At 34.7% G+C, this 19,237-nt stretch carries 19 protein-coding genes; all 19 read left to right on the top strand.

Annotation, left to right across the window (positions count from 1 at the left end):
• The first annotated feature begins 2 nt into the window (after positions 1-2).
• The 19 genes from der (at position 3) to MUA87_RS06845 (ending at position 19,183) form a co-directional block, all read left to right on the top strand.
• Positions 3-1,313 carry a ribosome biogenesis GTPase Der gene (der, locus tag MUA87_RS06755; protein WP_002480980.1) on the top strand — a complete coding sequence of 437 codons (1,311 nt, stop codon included), beginning with the start codon at positions 3-5 and terminating at the stop codon, positions 1,311-1,313.
• Between the two features lie 19 nt (positions 1,314-1,332).
• Entirely contained in the window at positions 1,333-2,331 is a 999-nt protein-coding gene (locus MUA87_RS06760; RefSeq protein WP_023015188.1) for an NAD(P)H-dependent glycerol-3-phosphate dehydrogenase, read from the top strand.
• 169 nt (positions 2,332-2,500) lie between these two features.
• Positions 2,501-2,773, top strand: coding sequence for an HU family DNA-binding protein (locus tag MUA87_RS06765; protein ID WP_002480978.1), 273 nt, complete (start codon positions 2,501-2,503; stop codon positions 2,771-2,773).
• Between the two features lie 179 nt (positions 2,774-2,952).
• Positions 2,953-3,510, top strand: a complete 558-nt coding sequence (locus tag MUA87_RS06770; RefSeq protein ID WP_002480975.1) for a hypothetical protein — start codon at positions 2,953-2,955, stop codon at positions 3,508-3,510.
• 16 nt (positions 3,511-3,526) lie between these two features.
• Positions 3,527-4,252, top strand: a complete 726-nt coding sequence (locus tag MUA87_RS06775; protein WP_023015189.1) for a demethylmenaquinone methyltransferase — start codon at positions 3,527-3,529, stop codon at positions 4,250-4,252.
• Position 4,253: 1 nt separating this feature from the next.
• Positions 4,254-5,210 carry a polyprenyl synthetase family protein gene (locus MUA87_RS06780; RefSeq protein WP_002480973.1) on the top strand — a complete coding sequence of 319 codons (957 nt, stop codon included), beginning with the start codon at positions 4,254-4,256 and terminating at the stop codon, positions 5,208-5,210.
• Between the two features lie 105 nt (positions 5,211-5,315).
• A complete protein-coding gene (ndk, locus tag MUA87_RS06785) occupies positions 5,316-5,765 on the top strand; it encodes a nucleoside-diphosphate kinase (protein WP_002480972.1) in 450 nt (149 codons plus the stop codon).
• A 205-nt stretch (positions 5,766-5,970) separates the two neighbouring features.
• A complete protein-coding gene (gene aroC / locus MUA87_RS06790; RefSeq protein WP_023015191.1) occupies positions 5,971-7,137 on the top strand; it encodes a chorismate synthase in 1,167 nt (388 codons plus the stop codon).
• A 17-nt stretch (positions 7,138-7,154) separates the two neighbouring features.
• On the top strand, positions 7,155-8,231 hold the full coding sequence (gene aroB, locus MUA87_RS06795; RefSeq protein ID WP_262550339.1) for a 3-dehydroquinate synthase: 1,077 nt from the start codon (positions 7,155-7,157) through the stop codon (positions 8,229-8,231).
• Between the two features lie 9 nt (positions 8,232-8,240).
• Positions 8,241-9,539, top strand: a complete 1,299-nt coding sequence (gene aroA / locus MUA87_RS06800; RefSeq protein ID WP_070625925.1) for a 3-phosphoshikimate 1-carboxyvinyltransferase — start codon at positions 8,241-8,243, stop codon at positions 9,537-9,539.
• A gap of 9 nt (positions 9,540-9,548) precedes the next feature.
• The gene (locus MUA87_RS06805) at positions 9,549-10,796 is read left to right on the top strand and encodes a tetratricopeptide repeat protein (RefSeq protein ID WP_207021196.1); all 1,248 of its coding nucleotides are present in this window, start codon (positions 9,549-9,551) and stop codon (positions 10,794-10,796) included.
• Positions 10,797-10,813: 17 nt separating this feature from the next.
• Positions 10,814-11,371: a YpiB family protein gene (locus MUA87_RS06810; protein ID WP_156666590.1), complete on the top strand. Its 558-nt coding sequence runs from the start codon at positions 10,814-10,816 to the stop codon at positions 11,369-11,371.
• A gap of 5 nt (positions 11,372-11,376) precedes the next feature.
• Entirely contained in the window at positions 11,377-11,991 is a 615-nt protein-coding gene (locus MUA87_RS06815; RefSeq protein ID WP_262550344.1) for a DUF1405 domain-containing protein, read from the top strand.
• Between the two features lie 41 nt (positions 11,992-12,032).
• Positions 12,033-12,713, top strand: coding sequence for a zinc metallopeptidase (locus MUA87_RS06820; RefSeq protein WP_096754697.1), 681 nt, complete (start codon positions 12,033-12,035; stop codon positions 12,711-12,713).
• A gap of 124 nt (positions 12,714-12,837) precedes the next feature.
• A complete protein-coding gene (locus MUA87_RS06825; RefSeq protein WP_002480964.1) occupies positions 12,838-13,155 on the top strand; it encodes a nucleotide pyrophosphohydrolase in 318 nt (105 codons plus the stop codon).
• A gap of 35 nt (positions 13,156-13,190) precedes the next feature.
• Entirely contained in the window at positions 13,191-14,321 is a 1,131-nt protein-coding gene (gene bshA / locus MUA87_RS06830; RefSeq protein ID WP_105967080.1) for an N-acetyl-alpha-D-glucosaminyl L-malate synthase BshA, read from the top strand.
• A complete protein-coding gene (locus tag MUA87_RS06835) occupies positions 14,314-15,513 on the top strand; it encodes a CCA tRNA nucleotidyltransferase (protein ID WP_002480962.1) in 1,200 nt (399 codons plus the stop codon). The genes bshA and MUA87_RS06835 overlap by 8 nt, the downstream gene beginning before the upstream one ends.
• A complete protein-coding gene (locus MUA87_RS06840; protein ID WP_061054718.1) occupies positions 15,506-16,477 on the top strand; it encodes a biotin--[acetyl-CoA-carboxylase] ligase in 972 nt (323 codons plus the stop codon). The genes MUA87_RS06835 and MUA87_RS06840 overlap by 8 nt, the downstream gene beginning before the upstream one ends.
• 15 nt (positions 16,478-16,492) lie before the next feature.
• A complete protein-coding gene (locus MUA87_RS06845) occupies positions 16,493-19,183 on the top strand; it encodes a helicase C-terminal domain-containing protein (RefSeq protein ID WP_262550349.1) in 2,691 nt (896 codons plus the stop codon).
• Positions 19,184-19,237: the final 54 nt, after the last annotated feature.

Consider the following 19,237-nt stretch of genomic DNA (forward strand, 5'->3'; position numbering starts at 1 on the left):
TTATGACTAAACCTGTTATTGCTATTGTAGGTCGACCGAATGTCGGTAAATCCACAATATTCAATAGAATTGTCGGAGAGCGTGTATCGATTGTAGAAGATACACCCGGCGTTACAAGAGACCGCATCTATTCTAGCGGTGAATGGTTGACACATGACTTCAATATCATTGATACAGGCGGTATTGAATTATCTGATGCACCATTCCAAACACAAATCAGAGCACAAGCTGAAGTCGCAATTGATGAAGCAGATGTTATTATTTTCATGGTTAACCAACGTGAAGGATTAACGCAAACTGACGAAATGATTGCGCAGATGCTTTATAAAACAAATAAACCTGTCGTTTTAGCTGTCAACAAAGTTGATAATCCAGAAATGAGAGCAGACATTTATGATTTCTATGCACTTGGTTTCGGAGAACCATTCCCAATTTCAGGTTCACATGGACTTGGTTTAGGGGATTTGTTAGATGAAGTAGCTAAACACTTCAAAGATGAAGGCGATGATCTTTATGATGAAGACACTATCAGATTATCTTTAATCGGACGTCCTAATGTTGGTAAATCCAGCTTAGTCAATGCAATTCTTGGGGAAGATCGTGTTATTGTTTCTAATATCGCCGGAACAACACGCGATGCCATTGACACAGAATATTCTTATGAAGGACAAGATTATGTCTTAATTGATACAGCAGGTATGCGTAAAAAAGGTAAAGTATATGAATCAACAGAGAAATACTCTGTATTACGCGCATTAAAGGCCATAGAGCGCTCTAATGTCGTACTTGTTGTCTTAGATGCTGAAGAAGGTATTATTGAACAAGACAAGCGTGTTGCAGGGTATGCACACGAAGAGGGTAAAGCTATTGTTATAGTAGTAAATAAATGGGATACGCTTGAAAAAGACAGTAAAACCATGAAAAAATTCGAAGACGAAGTTCGTAAAAACTTCCAATTCTTAGATTATGCACCAATCGCATTTGTTTCTGCGAAAGAAAAACAACGTTTACGTACATTGTTCCCATTAATCAATGAAGCGAGCGAAAACCATAAAAAACGTGTTCAAAGCTCAACATTGAATGAAGTCATCACAGATGCTATCGCAATGAATCCAACACCGACTGATAAAGGTCGCAGATTAAAAGTGTTCTATGCAACACAAGTTGCTATTGAACCACCAACATTTGTGGTATTTGTTAACGATGAAGAACTAATGCACTTCTCATATAAACGCTACTTAGAAAATCAGATTCGAGATGCATTTGGTTTCGAAGGAACACCAATCAAAATAATTCCAAGAAAACGAAATTAGTATTGAAAGGATGAAGTATATGAGTAAGGTTGCCGTTTTTGGTATGGGCAGTTTTGGTACAGCATTAGCGAATGTACTCGCACAAAACGGTCACGAGGTCTTAATGTGGGGTAAAAATAAACAAAGCATTGAGGAAATCAATACTTATCATACAAATTCACGCTATCTAAACGAAGCTAAATTAGAAGAGACAATTAAAGCCACTTCTGATTTAGAAGAAGCTGTCAATTTTTCAGATACGTATCTGATTGCACTACCAACAAAAGCTATTAGAGAAGTAGTTAAACAAATCGATGAGAAATTAGATTCAAAAAAAGTGTTTATCCATGTCGCAAAAGGAATTGAAAACTCAACATTCGAACGTGTATCAGAAATGATTGAAGATTCTGTTGCGCCAGAACATAATGGCGGTGTTGCTGTATTATCTGGACCAAGTCACGCGGAAGAGGTAGTTATTCAACAACCAACAACTGTTGCAGCTTCTTCTAAAGACCCAGAAATCAGTAAATTAACACAAGATTTATTTATGAATGAATATCTGCGTGTATACACGAATAACGATTTGGTTGGCGTAGAATTAGGAGGCGCTTTAAAAAACATTATTGCCGTGGCTAGTGGTATTGTAGCTGGTATGGGGTTCGGCGATAATGCTAAAGCAGCCTTAATGACACGTGGATTAGCTGAAATCAGCAGATTAGGGGAAGCACTTGGCGCAGATCCGATGACGTTTTTAGGTCTCGGCGGTATCGGGGACCTAATTGTAACTTGTACTTCAACGCATTCAAGAAACTATACACTTGGGTATAAAATCGGCCAAGGTAAAACAGTAGAAGAAGCACTTTCAGAAATGAACATGGTTGCTGAAGGGTTCTATACAACTGAATCTGTGCATAATTTAGCTAAAGAAAAACACATTGATATGCCGATAACATCTGCATTATATGGCGTATTGTTTGAAAATGTGCCATTAGAGAAAAGTTTAAAATTATTAATGGATAGAGACAAAAAGTCAGAATAGAAATTAAATTAATTTACTATTATTGTATATTTACACATAGGTGGCTAAAAAACCTTATAAATCGCGGTTTTATGCTTATAAATAATTGCGATAGTAAGAGCCGTTGTGTTAAAGTCATAGCATAATGATATTAAGTTATCATTAGCAAACCCTTGGGAGGTGACTCATAATGAACAAAACAGACTTAATTAATGCTGTTGCAGAACAAGCTGAATTAACTAAAAAAGAAGCTGGTTTAGCAGTTGATGCTGTATTCGAATCAATTCAAAACTCACTATCAAACGGTGAAAAAGTACAATTGATTGGTTTCGGTAACTTTGAAGTTCGCGAACGTGCAGCCCGTAAAGGTCGCAACCCGCAAACTGGTAAAGAAATCGACATCCCAGCAAGCAAAGTTCCAGCATTCAAAGCTGGTAAAGCTTTAAAAGATGCAGTTAAATAATGAATTCAATACTTAACAGAAAAGCCCTTTTCGGGGCTTTTCTTTTTATTACATACTTTTTCATTGAATTACTTTTACGACTGAAATTGCTAGATATTGCAAGCAGTTGAACAAAAGTGATTTTATTTTTCTATATATAATGTTAAGATGATTATTGATTAATAACGTGAGGTGCAGACATGGATTCAACATTAAGTACATTAAAAAACCAAATAGATCGTAAGCTTAATGGTATACATAGTCATGAACCAATTCAGTATAATCATCAATTGGCTCATGTACTTGATGCGCAAGATATTTTGCCTGACGCAAAATTAGCATGCCTCGCAATTGATACATCCATGAGTCATCTTGATTCAATCACGAGTAGTCATCTTTCTAAAAATGCGATTCTGATAGGGGATTTGATCAGTGCACATTTTTATACGTTGACAGCATCTATCAATGATTCAGAATATCTAGAAGCTATGAGCAATGCAATCATTAAAGTAAACGAATTAAAAACCGCTTTGCATTACAAAACGCTTTCTCATGACGCGATAAAAGACGCAGTTCGATATATTGAAACTATTTTCCCTGCAATTACCATCCAGCATTTCAATCCAAATGTTGAATTAAGCAACGCAAAAGATAGTTTAATTCAATACGCTTCAGAAAATTATCCAGCGTATCTTAAAGATTATAGTGAAACAGAACTCGAAGCTATTTTTAATGAATTGCGCAGTAATATAAAATAAAGTAGAGGTAATATATATGGCTAAAAATAAAGCAGATAAAGAAAAAGTGCACAAAGTCTTTCAAAACATTTCCACTAAGTATGATCGACTCAATAATATTATCAGTTTTGAACAGCACAAAGTATGGCGTAAACGCGTCATGAAATCAATGCAAGTTAAACCTGGCAGCAAAGCATTAGATGTTTGTTGCGGTACAGCGGACTGGACAATTTCATTAAGCAAGGCTGTCGGTCCTACAGGTGAAGTCATTGGTCTAGATTTCAGTGAAAACATGTTAAAAGTTGGAGAAGAAAAGACTAAAAATATGGCTAACATTCAACTTGTACAAGGCGATGCCATGGAATTACCTTTTGATGATAATGAATTTGATTACGTAACAATTGGTTTCGGATTAAGAAATATCCCTGATTATGTCATTGCACTTAAAGAAATGAACCGTGTTTTAAAACCAGGTGGCATGGTGGTCTGCTTAGAAACAAGCCAACCTACAATCCCAGTTTTCAAACAACTTTATCAATTATACTTTAAATTTGTTATGCCGATTTTCGGTAAGTTTTTCGCTAAATCTAAAGAAGAATATGAATGGCTTCAACAGTCAGCTTTCAACTTCCCAGATCGTGATGAACTTAAAGCGCTGTTCCAATTAGCAGGGTTCAGAGATATTGAAGTTAAAAGTTTCACTGGCGGAGTTGCCGCAATGCATTTAGGGTATAAGGAAAAAGAAACAGCAAAAGGTGATTAATGTGGATAAGCTGAACATTAATAGAGAAGTTAAAAAAATTGAAAGACAACTGAAGGACACAATAAAAAGCAATAATGTTGTATTAGAAGAGGCGGCACACCATTTACTTTCATCAGGCGGTAAACGTGTGCGTCCGTCTTTTGTTATTTTAAGCAGTGAATATGGGGATTCACCTAGAAACAAAGATACTTATAAGATTGCTGTTTCGTTAGAATTGATTCATATGGCAACTTTAGTGCATGACGATGTGATTGATAAAAGTGATAAACGCAGAGGCCGTTTGACTATCAGTAAAAAATGGGATCAAGATACAGCGATATTAACAGGGAATTACTTATTAGCTTTAGCATTAAAACACATTGCATCAATTGAAGACAAAAGAATACATACAATTTTATCACATGCTATTGTAGATGTATGTCGTGGGGAACTCTTCCAATTCCAAGATCAATTCAACTCCAACCAACCTGTCACAAATTATTTACGTCGAATTAACCGCAAAACAGCTTTGTTGATTCAATTAGCGACAGAACTAGGTGCATTATCTGCACATGCAGATACTAAAACGGCTAATAAAATGAAAAGAATCGGACATTATATTGGAATGAGTTTTCAGATTGTCGATGATATTCTAGACTTTACAAGTACTGAGAAACAACTAGGTAAACCAGTTGGCAGCGACTTAATGAATGGTCATATAACGTTACCAGTGCTATTAGAAATCAGAAATAATCCATCATTCAAACAAAAGATTGATGCATTACAACCAAATAGCCCAAAAGAAGATTTTATTTATTGTGTTAATTATATTAGACAATCTGACAGCATCGACCAATCTAAGCAAGTGAGTCGTCATTATTTACAAAAAGCAGTACGTTTGTTAGATGAATTAGAAGAAAACACAGCTACAACATGGTTTAAAAAACTAATTAAGCGTATGGAATCTAGAAATGTATAAAAAACAATCACAAAATATTGAAAGCGCTTAAATAAACTGTTAAACTAAAAATGTATTTATTTAGATTCATAAAAATACACATCTATTTTCAGGAGGATTTGCGAAATGGAAAGAACTTTTCTAATGATTAAACCAGATGGTGTTCAACGTAATATCGTTGGAGAAATCATCACTCGTTTAGAGAAAAAAGGATTAAAACTCGTTGGCGGTAAATTTATGACTGTTTCCAAAGAATTAGCAGAAACACATTACGGTGAACATGCTGATAAACCATTCTACGAAGGTCTTGTTTCATTTATTACTTCAGCACCAGTATTTGCGATGGTAGTTGAAGGTGAAAATGTAGTAGAAGTAACCAGAAATATGATTGGTAAAACAAATCCAACTGAAGCAGCACCAGGTACTATCAGAGGTGACCTAGGCTTAACTGTAGGCAGAAATGTTATTCATGGTTCAGATTCTCCAGAATCTGCGAAAAGAGAAATCAGCTTATGGTTCGAACCTAATGAACTAAGTGTTTACACAGCCAACAATGAAGAATGGTTATACGAATAATAATATAGAGTATACAAATTAAATTCATTTTATCCAATGTAAACCAGATTGAATTACTTATTCAGTCTGGTTTTATTTTTTACCCGCTATAATAGTCAGAAAAATTTTACAATTAAATCATTTTAATTGTTTCTGTCCATATTTCACGTGTGCTATGATAGTAGGTATACTTATTATTACTAATTTGAAATGGAGTGATTGCATAATGAGATTTTTAACTTCTGGAGAATCCCATGGACCGCAACTGACTGTAATTGTTGAGGGCGTTCCAGCTAATTTAGCTGTAACAGCTGAAGATATCAACGTAGAAATGTTTAAACGTCAAGGCGGTTATGGTCGTGGTCGTCGAATGAAAATTGAAAAAGATGCAGTAGAGATTGTTTCTGGTGTGCGTAATGGTTATACATTAGGAAGCCCAATTACTTTTGTAGTGACAAACGACGACTTTACACATTGGAGAAATATTATGGGTGTTGCTCCTATTTCTGAAGAAGAACAAGAACAAATGAAACGTAAAATTTCAAAACCAAGACCTGGTCATGCAGACCTTGTCGGCGGTATTAAATACAATCATCGTGATTTAAGAAACGTCTTAGAGCGTTCATCTGCAAGAGAAACAGCTGCGCGTGTAGCTGTCGGTGCCTTATGTAAAATTTTATTAAAACAATTAGGTATTGATATATATAGCCGTGTCGTTGAAATCGGTGGTATCAAAGATGACGCTGAATATGATTTGGAAACAATTAAATCTCATGAAGATAGTAATGATGTTCGTGTTATCAATGAAGAAAAAGCACAAGCAATCAGAGATAAAATCGATCAAGCTAAAAAAGACGGCGATTCACTTGGTGGTGTCGTACAAGTAATTGTTGATCATATGCCAGTCGGTGTCGGCAGTTATGTTCATTACGATCGTAAATTAGACGGCAGAATTGCTCAAGGAGTAGTCGGTATCAATGCCTTTAAAGGTGTAAGCTTCGGCGAAGGATTTAAAGCAGCCGAAAAACCAGGCAGTCAAATCCAAGATCCAATTCTTTATAATGAAGAAACAGGCTATACACGCGCTTCGAACCATCTCGGCGGTTTAGAAGGCGGAATGAGCAATGGTATGCCGATTGTAGTCAACGGTGTGATGAAGCCTATCCCAACTCTTTATAAACCATTAGCTTCTGTAGATATTGAAACAAAAGAGCCATTCAAAGCTACAATTGAACGTTCAGACAGCTGCGCCGTACCAGCAGCAAGTATCGTTTGTGAACATGCAGTAGCATTTGAAATTACGAAATCATTATTAGAAGAATTCCAATCAAACTATATGGAACAACTTCAAGCACAAGTAGAAGAACGCAGACAACGTAACATTGAATTTTAAAATCAAAGGTGATTAAGATGCAACTGATGACAACATATCAAGACAATAACTATCCTATTATTATTCAGCATGATGCAATGACTCATTTAAGTACTTTTTTGTCACAATACAGAGATGTCGCTTTCATTGTTGATAAAAATGTAGCAAGTTTTCATCCAACCAAAATAGAACAAGCAACTTCAGCTATCAAATCAAATCAGATTTCACATATGATTTCAGTAAAAGGAAACGAACAAACGAAGTCCTTTTCTGTTTATGAGTCTGTGCTTGAACAACTTTTAGAAACAGGTATCACACGTAATACATGTATAGTCGCTATCGGGGGAGGCGTGGTTGGAGATTTTGCCGGATTTGTAGCTGCAACATTATTACGTGGCGTAGATTTTATACAAGTACCAACAACCATTCTTGCACATGATTCAAGCGTTGGTGGTAAAGTAGGTATCAATACGCCTCAAGGTAAAAACTTAGTAGGTGCTTTTCATCGTCCTAAAGCTGTTATATATGACTTAGACTTTTTAACATCATTACCTTATGTTGAAATCAGCAGTGGCTACGCTGAAGTATATAAACACGCATTATTGAACGGCGAAAGTGCGCTAAGAGAAATTGAAGCAGCTTATCCAAATATAACTGCATTATCAGAACTTAACCAATTAGATGATTTCTTACTTAAAGGTATTGAAACAAAACTGAATATCGTTGTTGCTGATGAACATGAACAAGGGAAACGCAAATTCTTAAATCTTGGTCATACCTTTGGACATGCGGTTGAATATCATGAGAAAATACCACATGGTCACGCAGTAATGATTGGTATCATTTATCAATTCATTGTTTCTAATCTCATTTTAGACACAAATTATGATATCCAACACTTCGTAGATTATATGCAAAAATTGGAATATCCGCTTAATGTTGTTTTAAATGCTGAATTCCAACCTTTATTAAATTTAATGTTAAAAGATAAGAAAAACGATCAAAATGGCGTTCAGATGGTGCTCTTGTCTGAAATTGGCAAACCAGTGGTGACACATATTGATAATACTGTGCTCAAAAATGCATTTGAACAACTACAAAACCTGTTAAAGTGAGTGAAACTAATGAGTAAAACTGAAGAAATCAATGTTCAAGGTCCTTTACGCGGTGAAATAGAAGTACCTGGTGATAAATCTATGACACACCGTGCGATTATGTTAAGTTCATTAGCAGAAGGACAATCAACTATTTATAAACCTTTATTGGCAGAAGACTGCCTACGTACAATTCAAATATTTCGCCAACTTGGTGTTGAGTTTAAAGTTGAAGATGATAAAGTAATTGTAAATTCTCCAGGTTATCAAAAATTCGTTACACCACATCAAACCTTGTATACGGGTAATTCAGGTACGACGACACGTATCATGGCTGGATTACTTAGTGGATTAGGAATTGATTCTGTATTATCTGGTGACGAATCTATCGGCAAACGACCTATGAACAGAGTCATTGATCCTTTAACTGAGATGGGCGCTGCAATTCGCGGTATTGATGGCAATTATACACCTTTAATTATCAATAAAGGACAAATTAAAGGCATCGATTATAAAATGCCAGTAGCAAGTGCACAAGTTAAAAGTGCCATTCTATTTGCGAGCTTATTTTCTGATGCGTCTTCTATAATCCACGAGATAGGTATTACACGCAACCACACGGAAACCATGTTTGCACATTATCAAATACCGATTAAAACTGATGGTATGACAATCGAAACGACACCACGTGCGATTGATTCTATTCAAGCCAGAGATTTTAAAGTGCCGGGTGATATTTCATCAGCTGCTTTCTTTATTGTTGCAGCATTAATTACACCAGACAGCGATATTACAATTCATAATGTAGGAATGAATGAGACACGTTCTGGTATTATAGATATAGTACAAAAAATGAATGCGAACATTGAAATTTTCAATGTGACAGAAGGGGCGGAACCTACAGCTTCTTTACGCATCAAATACACACCCGATTTAAAACCACTCGACATATCAGGCGAATTAATTACACGCGCAATCGATGAAATTCCAATCGTTGCTTTGTTATGTACACAAGCACAAGGTTCAAGCGTGATTAAAGATGCAGAAGAGTTAAAATACAAAGAAACGAATCGAATTGAAACAACTTCAGATGAACTCGGCTTACTCGGCTTTGAAGTTCATCCAACCAATGATGGTTTTGTGATTCATCCATCTACATTCGAACATGCAGCAGAGGTAAGTTCTTACACTGATCATCGCATTGGAATGACCTTGGCAATTGCGTCACTATTAGGAACTGAACCGCTTCACATCAAACGATTCGATTCAGTCAACACTTCATTCCCAGAATTCTTACCTTTACTTAAATCGATAGCACAGAAAGGATAATTTGAAAGTATGGAAGATACACAAAAATTAATTGATGATATTCATCTGCAAAAAATAGATAACTTAGACAGCAGAGTTGAGCAAGCAATTTCAACAGCTGATGACGATACATTATTCATGTTAGGAGAAACACTCTATAACTATGGTTTAACTCCTCAAGGTTTAGAAGTATTCAGAGCCTTATACAATAAATATCCAAACGAACCAGAATTATTGATTTATTTCATTGATGGATTGATTTCTGAGGATAAGACAGATGAAGCTTTAGAATATTTGAGCCAAGCAGACCTGAGTACAGAACGTTTAATGTTAGAAGCAGATTTATATCAACAAATTAATATGCTTGAAGTAGCCATTGATAAAGTCCAAGAAGCGATTGAGTTAGAACCGAATGATCCCGTTCTGCATTTCGCCCTTGCTGAATTGATGTACTTCGATGGGCAATATTTACGTGCGTCTGCAGAATATGAAACAGTTCTAGAAACTGGTGAATATATGGTAAACGGGGTCAACTTGTATGCGCGACTTGCAGATAGTGCTTTACAAAGCGGTAACTATGACGACGCAATTAAACTATATGACGACATTCATGAGCAAGACATGACCCCAGAAGACTATATGAAGAAAGCATTAGCATATGAAAAAAATGAATTAGTTCAAGAAGCCATTAAAATTATGAGCACATTAATGGAAAAAGACCCTGATTACATTCAAGGCTATTTTTATCTCCAACAGCTTTATTTACATCAAAGAGATTATAAGTCAGCCATTGAAGTCGGTCACGAAGGTTTACGACTTAATGTTTTCTACAAAGAGCTAATGTTATCAACAGGTAAACTCGAATTAGATCAAGGAGATGCTGAAAAAGGGGTAAAACTCTTACTTAACGCATTAGAAGTAGATAACGCTTATCAAGAACCTTTAATTGAACTTAGCAGCTATTATCGTACTAAAGAAGATAATGAATCGATTATCGCACTCTTACAATATGCGAGCGAAGACGATTTAGATCCTCGCTTTATGTGGAACTTAGCTTATGCGTTAGGGGCAGAAGAACGTGATAAAGAAGCGCAGCATTTCTTCGATCTCGCTTATCCTACATTTGAAAATAATCCTGATTTCTTAGGAGATTATTACTTCTTCTTAATTGAAACAGGACAAATTGCACAAGCTAAACAATTATTACCTAAATTATTAGAACTTGATCCAAACAATGATGAATGGCAACAAGAAGCTGAACGACTGCAATACGATTAAGGTGTTGGTGAATTTTAATGAGAGATTATGAAAGTTTAAATCTGCAGAAGAAAAACTTGATTGATTATTTACTCTTTCAATATGGATTTAAATCTAGGATCAGCGTATGGGTATTGAATTTAATCAAGTCTGATATTCAGCGTTTAGAGAGCGTATATTTTGTAGATGAACCATTATCACATCGCAATACACTTGAACTTGCGGTGAATGAAACCTCAAGTATTGGAATTAAACTTACGCTTGATCAGAAGCAGTATCATAATACCAATGAAATCTTCCGTCTTGTCGCATACGATAAGCCTGTGTTGGATATCAAAATTCATATCCCTAAAAGAGATATACGTATTGATGAAATTTTATTAGCACAATTGTTAACTTCACCAGAATATACGTCTCATTTGAGCGATCTGCATGCGGTCACAACGACACCGCAGGCTGAATTATCATTGATTCACCGTCTACAAAATACAATAGATTTAAGCTTGCAAATCAATGATCCTGAATACTTCTATCGACTGTCTCACTTATTAAATACGATTAAAGCGAAATCTTATAATTTCCCAACAAAGGAATGAAAGCGATGAGTATCTTGCAGTGGTGGAAATGGGCGTTATATGCACGCCCATTTCTTTTATTAGTTTTAGTTTGTAATATTTTAGGTACAATTTACGGTTACATATGGTATGGCAGTCAGTTAAAAGAAGCTGCATGGTATTATTGGATATTTATTCCAGATAGTCCCACAGCTTCGCTCTTTTTGTGTATTGTCATTTTGTTGTTCTTGTTGAATAAACAGTGTTCTATCATAGAAGCATTAGCATTTATGACGCTCAACAAGTATGGTATATGGGCTGTTATCATGAATTTGATTTTATTTTATCAATACGATGAAATTACAATCAGCGGGATGATGTTATTAGTGTCACATGGCATCATGGCATTTGAGGCCATATTATTTTATCCACGCTTCAAAATCACTTTAGGTGCAGGTCTCATTGCGATTATTTGGATATTCCATAATGACTTAATAGACTATGTCTTTATGCAGTTTCCATACTATCCGTTTATCGATACGCATTTAGAACTTGTTGCATATATTGCGTTTATATTAAGTACGCTATGCATCATTTTATATTTTTATTTAAAACCTTTGATACGACGCAAATTAATTGACCAAAGTTTACGTTCTCAGTAAAATAATGTTATAAAGGAGTGAGCATTTTGTCTTTAGTAAGTATGATAATTTATTTTGCAATATTAATGATTTTGCCGCTTTGGGCACAACATAAAGTTAAATCTAACTACGAAAAATATTCACAAGTCAGATCGACAAGTGGTAAAACTGGACGAGAAGTGGCTGAAGAAATATTACACGCCAATGGTATCAATGATGTTGAAGTACTAGAAGGTCAAGGTTTCTTATCAGACCACTATGACCCGACTAAAAAAGTAATTCGTTTATCTCCTGCGAACTACAATCGTCCAAGTGTTGCTGCAACAGCGATTGCGGCACACGAAGTAGGGCATGCGATTCAAGACGCTCAAGGTTATTTCTACTTGAGATTCAGACACGCATTGTTCCCATTAGCTAATATCGGTAGCAGCTTGTCATACATTTTAATTATGGCAGGTATCGTATTAACTTCGATGCAAATGGCAATCGGTTCTACAGCGTTATGGATTGGGATTTTCTTAATGGCATTTGCAGTGTTGTTCTCAATCATCACATTACCTGTAGAATTTGATGCAAGTAAACGTGCGATGAATAATATCAAATCATTGCATATCGTTAATGACAAAGAATATAAACATGCACGCAAAGTATTGAGTGCTGCAGCAATGACATATGTAGCTTCAACAGCTGTTGCAGTTGCAGAATTATTAAGATTTATCTTAATTGCACGCTCAAGCGATTAATTTAATAAAGTAATGAAACCTTGCTCTCGCAGCAAGGTTTTTTATTTTGTTGAGATTGCACTTAAAATGCATAATAAAAAAATATAAGATATACTAGGAGTTAAGATGTAAGGAGATGAAATGCATGAAAACTATGTCAGAAATGCAAAAAGAAGTCGATGCATATATCGGCCAATTTAAAGCTGGTTATTTCTCACCCCTTGCGAATTTAGCACGTTTAACAGAAGAAGTCGGGGAGCTTGCTAGAGAAATCAACCATGTATATGGAGAAAAGAAAAAGAAAGATACTGAAGAGGAAAATACGATTAAAGCTGAACTCGGAGACAACCTGTTCGTTTTATTGTGTATCGCAAATTCTTTAGATATCGATATGACCGAAAGTTTTGATGAAACAATGCATAAATTTAATACACGAGATAAAGATCGTTTTGAACGTAAATAAAACTATATAGAGAGATAAAGGAGAGTCGGTTTGAAATGAAGATAGGAATTACATGTTATCCTTCTATGGGAGGTTCAGGTATTATCGCAACTGAACTTGGGATAACACTTGCTGAAAGAGGGCATGATGTCCACTTTATCACTTCAAACTTACCGTTTCGTATTAGAAAACCACTTCCAAATATTACTTTCCACCAAGTAGAAGTAAACCAATATGCAGTTTTTCAATATCCACCTTATGATATCAGTTTAAGTACAAAAATCGCATCTGTAATTCGTGAATATGATTTAGATATCCTACATATGCATTATGCAGTGCCTCATGCGATTTGCGGCATATTAGGACGTCAAATGTCTGGTAAAGACGTCAAAATCATGACGACTTTGCATGGTACAGATATTACAGTGCTTGGTTTTGATCATTCTCTTAAAGATGCGATTAAATTCGGTATTGAAAATAGTGACGTTGTAACAAGTGTAAGTAAATCATTAGCACATCAAACGCAAGAAATCATCGGTACTGATAAAGAAATCATACCGATTTATAACTTTGTCAGAGAAATTGATTTTCCGACAAAACGAGACGATGCATTGAAAAAAGTTTATGGTATCAAACCTGATGAGAAAGTATTGATTCATGTTTCGAACTTTAGACAAGTCAAACGTATTGATACGATTATTGAGACTTTCAAAAAAGTGCATGATCAAATACCATCGAAATTACTATTACTAGGTGATGGACCAGAGTTAATGGAAATGAAACGTTTAGTACGTGAACTAGATATTGAAGATGATGTCATGTTTTTAGGAAAACAAGAATTTGTAAATCAATTTTATCAAATGTCTGATTTAGTACTCTTATTAAGTGAAAAGGAAAGTTTTGGTTTAACTTTATTAGAAGCGATGAAAACAGGTGTTGTACCCATCGGTTCAACGGCTGGCGGTATTAAAGAAGTGATTAAACATGAAGAAACAGGCTTTATTGTTGATATTGGAGATAGCGATAAAGCGAGTGAATATGCGATTAAGTTATTAACGGATGATACGTTGTATCAACGTGTTCGCGAACAAATGTTGAAAGACGTGACAGAACGTTTCAACTCTGAGTTAATCGCAGATCAATATGAATATTATTACAACCAAATGTTAGAGGAAAATCATGAATAAAGACTTATTTTTAAAAGCTGCACCTATTTTAAACCAAATACAAGAGAATGGATTTGAAGCCTATTTTATCGGTGGATCGGTCCGTGATTATTTAATGAACCGTCCTATTCACGATATTGATATTACTACTAGCGCTTCTCCCGATGAAATCGAATCCATATTTGATCATACGATTCCAATTGGTAAAGAACATGGAACGATTAACGTTGTTTATCAAAATGAAAATTATGAAGTAACCACATATCGTGCCGAAGGTGAATACAAAGACCATAGACGGCCAGATGAAGTTTATTTTGTACGTGATTTATATAAAGATGTAGAGCGTAGGGACTTTACAATGAATGCGATTGCGATGGATACTGATTTTACCATTAGAGACTATTTCGGCGGATATGAAGATATTAAACAAAAACGAATTGTTACAGTAGGCCCTGCAGAAGAGCGTTTTACTGAAGATGCTTTGCGCATACTACGAGGCTTACGCTTTAAATCGCAATTAGGGTTTGACATAGATGATGCCACATACAATGCGATGAAAAACCGTATGGCTGATACTGCCTATTTGTCCATCGAAAGAATCATAGTAGAGTTAACGAAACTACTAAATGGTAAAGATGTCGCACACGTTTATCCATTATTACTTGAACTGAATTTCTTTGATTATGTGCCATTTTTCAAAAATTATAAGATGTCACACATTCATATTTGCGAACCAATTTCATTAGAATTAATGCTTGCGGTAATGATGTTTAAACAACCTGAAAATAATGGTGCTTTAGCAAAACTAAAAATTAGTAACGATATGAAAAAGAAGGTAAAAATGTATTGTAGTATTTTTGAAAAGCTAGAAACACTTTCAGATAAAAAAGCATTGCGTCTTTTAGTTTACGACTACGGCTTGCCTGTATTATCTTATATATTGTCGATGCATGAAACACTGAATGAAAACAGGATTTATTTAGGTCATCCTTTAATAATAAATCAAGAATCAATTAAAGAGATTGACAAGGACTTAGTGATTTCTAAAAGAAGTGATATCGCTATCAATGGTAAAATCATATTAGAAACATTAAATCGAAAAGGCGGCCCATGGTTAAAAGATATACTAAGAAAAATAGAATGTGCGATTATCAATCATGAGTTGCAAAATGAACAAAGTGAAATCATAAAATGGGTGAAAGCAAATGTCTAAATATAGTCAAGATGTCGTTAAAATGTTATATGATAATCAACCAGAATATATATCTGGTCAAATGATAGCAGAACATTTACAAATTTCGAGAACTGCTGTTAAAAAAATTATAGATCAATTAAAAGCAGAAGGGTGTGTTATTCACTCTGTTAATCATAGAGGCCATCAATTAGAACAGCTTGCGGATACTTGGTATCCTGGAATTGTAGAACAAATTGTGGATGCACAAGGTTTTTTCGATGATGTCTATGTTTATGATACGATTGATTCGACACAGCTTGCTGCGAAACAAAAAATGGTTGGCCATCAAAACGCAATGTTAGTGTTGAGTAATGAACAAACGAAAGGGCGTGGCCGTTTCAACCGTTTTTGGGACTCAGCAAAAGGGAAAGGTCTATGGATGAGTGCAGTATTTCGTCCTAAAGTTCCTTTTTCTTTAATCACTACATTTAATTTATTTATGGCTTTAGCAATTCGCGAATCTATCCAACCATTTTCAAACGATAAAGTTGAAATCAAATGGCCGAACGATATTTATATCGGTTCGAAAAAAGTATGTGGTTTTTTAACGGAAATGTCCGCAAACAGTGATGGTATAGAAGCTGTTATATGTGGTATCGGTATCAATATGAATCAACATGCAGACGAATTCCCAGAAGAGATTGCACATCGTGCCACAAGCATTTTTGAACATGCCGATCAAAAAGTAGACCGTTATGCATTTTTAGATACATTATTAAAAAATATGAAAAAACGTTATATTCAATTCTTAACCGTACCATTTGAATCTATTAGAGACGAATATAGAACACACTCGAATATCTGGCATAGAACATTGAAATTCACAGAAAATGATGAACAATTCAGTGGTCAAGCGATAGATATCGATAAAGATGGTTTCTTATTAGTCGTAGATGAAGCAGGTACAAACCACCGTTTAATGAGTGCAGATATAGATTTATAGAAAGGAGGCGATCGTGTGAGTCAAACTACTTATGCAGTGGTAGATTTAGAAACGACAGGTAACCAGAAGGATTATGATGAAATCATCCAAATCGGTATTACATTTGTACGTAATTATGAAATTGTCGGCTCATACCACTCTTTAATAAAGACAGACTTAGAAATTCCGCCTTTCATTCAGGCACTCACGTCAATCGAAGACGCTATGTTAACACAAGCGCCATACTTTCATGAAATTGCAGATGAAGTTTATGAAGTCTTGAAGGATTGTGTGTTTGTTGCACATAATGTCTCTTTTGATTTGAACTTCTTAAAAAATGCATTTAGAAAATGTAATATTACTTATCATCCTAGAAAAACGATTGATACTGTAGAATTGTTTAAAATTGCATTTCCAATGGATAAAAGCTATCAGCTGAGTGAATTAGCAGAAAATCATAATATTCCACTGAATAATGCTCATCGCGCTGATGAAGATGCGGCTACTACAGCAAAATTAATGGTTAAAGCTTTTAATGTATTGAACGCATTACCGACTGATACATTGAAACAACTTTATTACTTAAGCAAAGATTTAAAATATCAGTTACATGATGTATTGTTTGAAATGGTTAGACATCATGGCGATCAGCCATTAGATAATCAATACGCTCAATTTGAACAAATCATTTACAGAAAACAAGTCGATTTCAAAGCACCTTCCATTGATTTTGAAGGTTCAACTGAAGACTTTTATAAAAAGGTCATTGACGCTTTGGGGTTCACATATCGACCAAAGCAACTTTATTTAACAGAAATTATTTTAGATCAACTCATGCATAATGATAAAGCATTGATTGAAGCACCTTTAGGTTCAGGTAAATCTATTGCGTATTTAATTGCAGCACTGATGTATAATATTGAAACTAAACAACATGTCATGATTTCAACAAATACTAAGTTATTGCAAAATCAGTTATTAGAACATGAAATACCTACACTAGAAAAAGTACTTGGTTACCGTATCAATGCGGCGATTATCAAAAGTAAACGTGAATATATTTCTTTAGGACTCATCAGTCAAATCCTTAAAGACGAAACACAAAACTACGATGTAACTTTACTTAAAATGCAGTTGTTGATATGGATTACCCACACAGAAACAGGGGACATTCAAGAGCTTAATCTTAAAGGCGGACAAAAGATGTATTTAGAGCAAAAAGCTGAAACTTATGTGCCGGTCCGTCATGATATTCATTACTATAATTTCTTAAAACGTAATGCACAAAATATCCAAATTGGTATAACAAATCATGCGCATTTAATACATGCTTCTCAAGAAAATAGTATTTATCAATTGTTTGAAGACTGTATTATCGATGAAGCACATCGCTTACCAGATTATGCATTAGACCAAGTCACAAATGAACTCAGCTATTCAGATATTAAATATCAACTAGGTTTAATCGGTAAGACTGAAAATGAAAAACTATTAAAGGCAGTAGATCGTCTTGAACAAAAACGTATCTTAGAAAGATTAGATATTCCACCGATTGATGTTTTTGGACTTAAAACCGCAGTAAATGATATTCATGAATTGAATGAACAATTATTTACGACAATCTTCGATATTATCCATGATTCTACGATTCATGATGATGATAATCATAAGATTCATTTTGTAAATCAATTTGATAAAGCGCCGATATTAAAAGATATCCATGAGATTATCCATAAATTGAACTTAACGTTAGAATACTTTAATGGCATGAGTCATAAAACTATCAAATCAATTCGTAAACATTTACTGTACATCAATGACCACTTCCGTGCGATTGAACAAAGTTTAAAAGCAGATCACACATGCTTTTTATCCATTAAAAATTTAGAACAGAAATCAACGATTACGATTTATGTGAAGGATTATAAGGTGAAAGATATACTTTCACATCAAATTTTAGACAAGTTTAATGCCTTAACTTTTATTTCAGGCACGTTAACTTTTAATGGATCCTTTGAAGCTTATAAAAAGTGGTTTAACCAAGATGCTGAATTCAACACGTATATTATTGACGATGTAGTTGATAACCAAAATAAAGCAACTATCTTTATTCCAAATGATGTTGAGCCTTATCATTATCGTGATGTAGAAAAATATGAGCACGCGATTGTCAGTTATATTACTGAATATGTAAATATGACTGAATCTAAATGTTTAGTGCTCTTTACAAGTTACAAAATGATGTATCATGTTCAAGAATTATTAAATGACTTACCTGATTTTGAAGATTACATTATCTTGTCACAGCAAAACAATAGTCAAAACTATAAAATAGCGCAACAATTCAACAGCTTTGATAAAGCAATCTTATTAGGAACAGGAACATTCTTTGAAGGCTTTGATTTTCAAGGTGACGGCATTAAATGTGTCATGATTGCAAAACTGCCGTTTATGAATCAGAACAATACGAAATACTGGTTGATGGATTCAGAGTTTGTCTCCACGTTTAAAGACTATGTGCTGCCTGATGCAGTCATTCGTTTCAGACAAGGATTAGGGCGTTTAATTCGAAACGAAAATGATAAAGGCATCATTGTTTCCTTTGATGACCGCTTAATCAAAAGTAATTATCAGCATTTCTTTATGCATACGTTAAAAGCATTCAATCAGCAAATCGGTAATCTGCAAAAGTTCAGTAAAATATTAAAGCGATTAACCGCACAATAGAGTTTATCAACTAGAAGAAAACGCATTTATTTGATAAAATATATACGGGTTAAA

Source organism: Staphylococcus simulans, assembly GCF_025561465.1.
In the GTDB taxonomy this organism is placed as follows: domain Bacteria; phylum Bacillota; class Bacilli; order Staphylococcales; family Staphylococcaceae; genus Staphylococcus; species Staphylococcus simulans.

Excerpts from the sequence above, each read along its gene's own strand:
- MUA87_RS06760 (WP_023015188.1), top strand. The coding sequence starts at position 1,333 with ATGAGTAAGGTTGCCGTTTTTGGTATGGGCAGTTTTGGTACAGCATTA.
- MUA87_RS06805 (WP_207021196.1), top strand. The coding sequence starts at position 9,549 with ATGGAAGATACACAAAAATTAATTGATGATATTCATCTGCAAAAAATA.
- bshA (WP_105967080.1), top strand. The coding sequence starts at position 13,191 with ATGAAGATAGGAATTACATGTTATCCTTCTATGGGAGGTTCAGGTATT.
- MUA87_RS06825 (WP_002480964.1), top strand. The coding sequence starts at position 12,838 with ATGAAAACTATGTCAGAAATGCAAAAAGAAGTCGATGCATATATCGGC.
- MUA87_RS06840 (WP_061054718.1), top strand. The coding sequence starts at position 15,506 with ATGTCTAAATATAGTCAAGATGTCGTTAAAATGTTATATGATAATCAA.
- aroC (WP_023015191.1), top strand. The coding sequence starts at position 5,971 with ATGAGATTTTTAACTTCTGGAGAATCCCATGGACCGCAACTGACTGTA.
- MUA87_RS06775 (WP_023015189.1), top strand. The coding sequence starts at position 3,527 with ATGGCTAAAAATAAAGCAGATAAAGAAAAAGTGCACAAAGTCTTTCAA.
- MUA87_RS06815 (WP_262550344.1), top strand. The coding sequence starts at position 11,377 with ATGAGTATCTTGCAGTGGTGGAAATGGGCGTTATATGCACGCCCATTT.
- MUA87_RS06835 (WP_002480962.1), top strand. The coding sequence starts at position 14,314 with ATGAATAAAGACTTATTTTTAAAAGCTGCACCTATTTTAAACCAAATA.
- MUA87_RS06810 (WP_156666590.1), top strand. The coding sequence starts at position 10,814 with ATGAGAGATTATGAAAGTTTAAATCTGCAGAAGAAAAACTTGATTGAT.
- ndk (WP_002480972.1), top strand. The coding sequence starts at position 5,316 with ATGGAAAGAACTTTTCTAATGATTAAACCAGATGGTGTTCAACGTAAT.
- aroB (WP_262550339.1), top strand. The coding sequence starts at position 7,155 with ATGCAACTGATGACAACATATCAAGACAATAACTATCCTATTATTATT.
- MUA87_RS06765 (WP_002480978.1), top strand. The coding sequence starts at position 2,501 with ATGAACAAAACAGACTTAATTAATGCTGTTGCAGAACAAGCTGAATTA.
- MUA87_RS06820 (WP_096754697.1), top strand. The coding sequence starts at position 12,033 with ATGATAATTTATTTTGCAATATTAATGATTTTGCCGCTTTGGGCACAA.
- aroA (WP_070625925.1), top strand. The coding sequence starts at position 8,241 with ATGAGTAAAACTGAAGAAATCAATGTTCAAGGTCCTTTACGCGGTGAA.
- MUA87_RS06770 (WP_002480975.1), top strand. The coding sequence starts at position 2,953 with ATGGATTCAACATTAAGTACATTAAAAAACCAAATAGATCGTAAGCTT.
- der (WP_002480980.1), top strand. The coding sequence starts at position 3 with ATGACTAAACCTGTTATTGCTATTGTAGGTCGACCGAATGTCGGTAAA.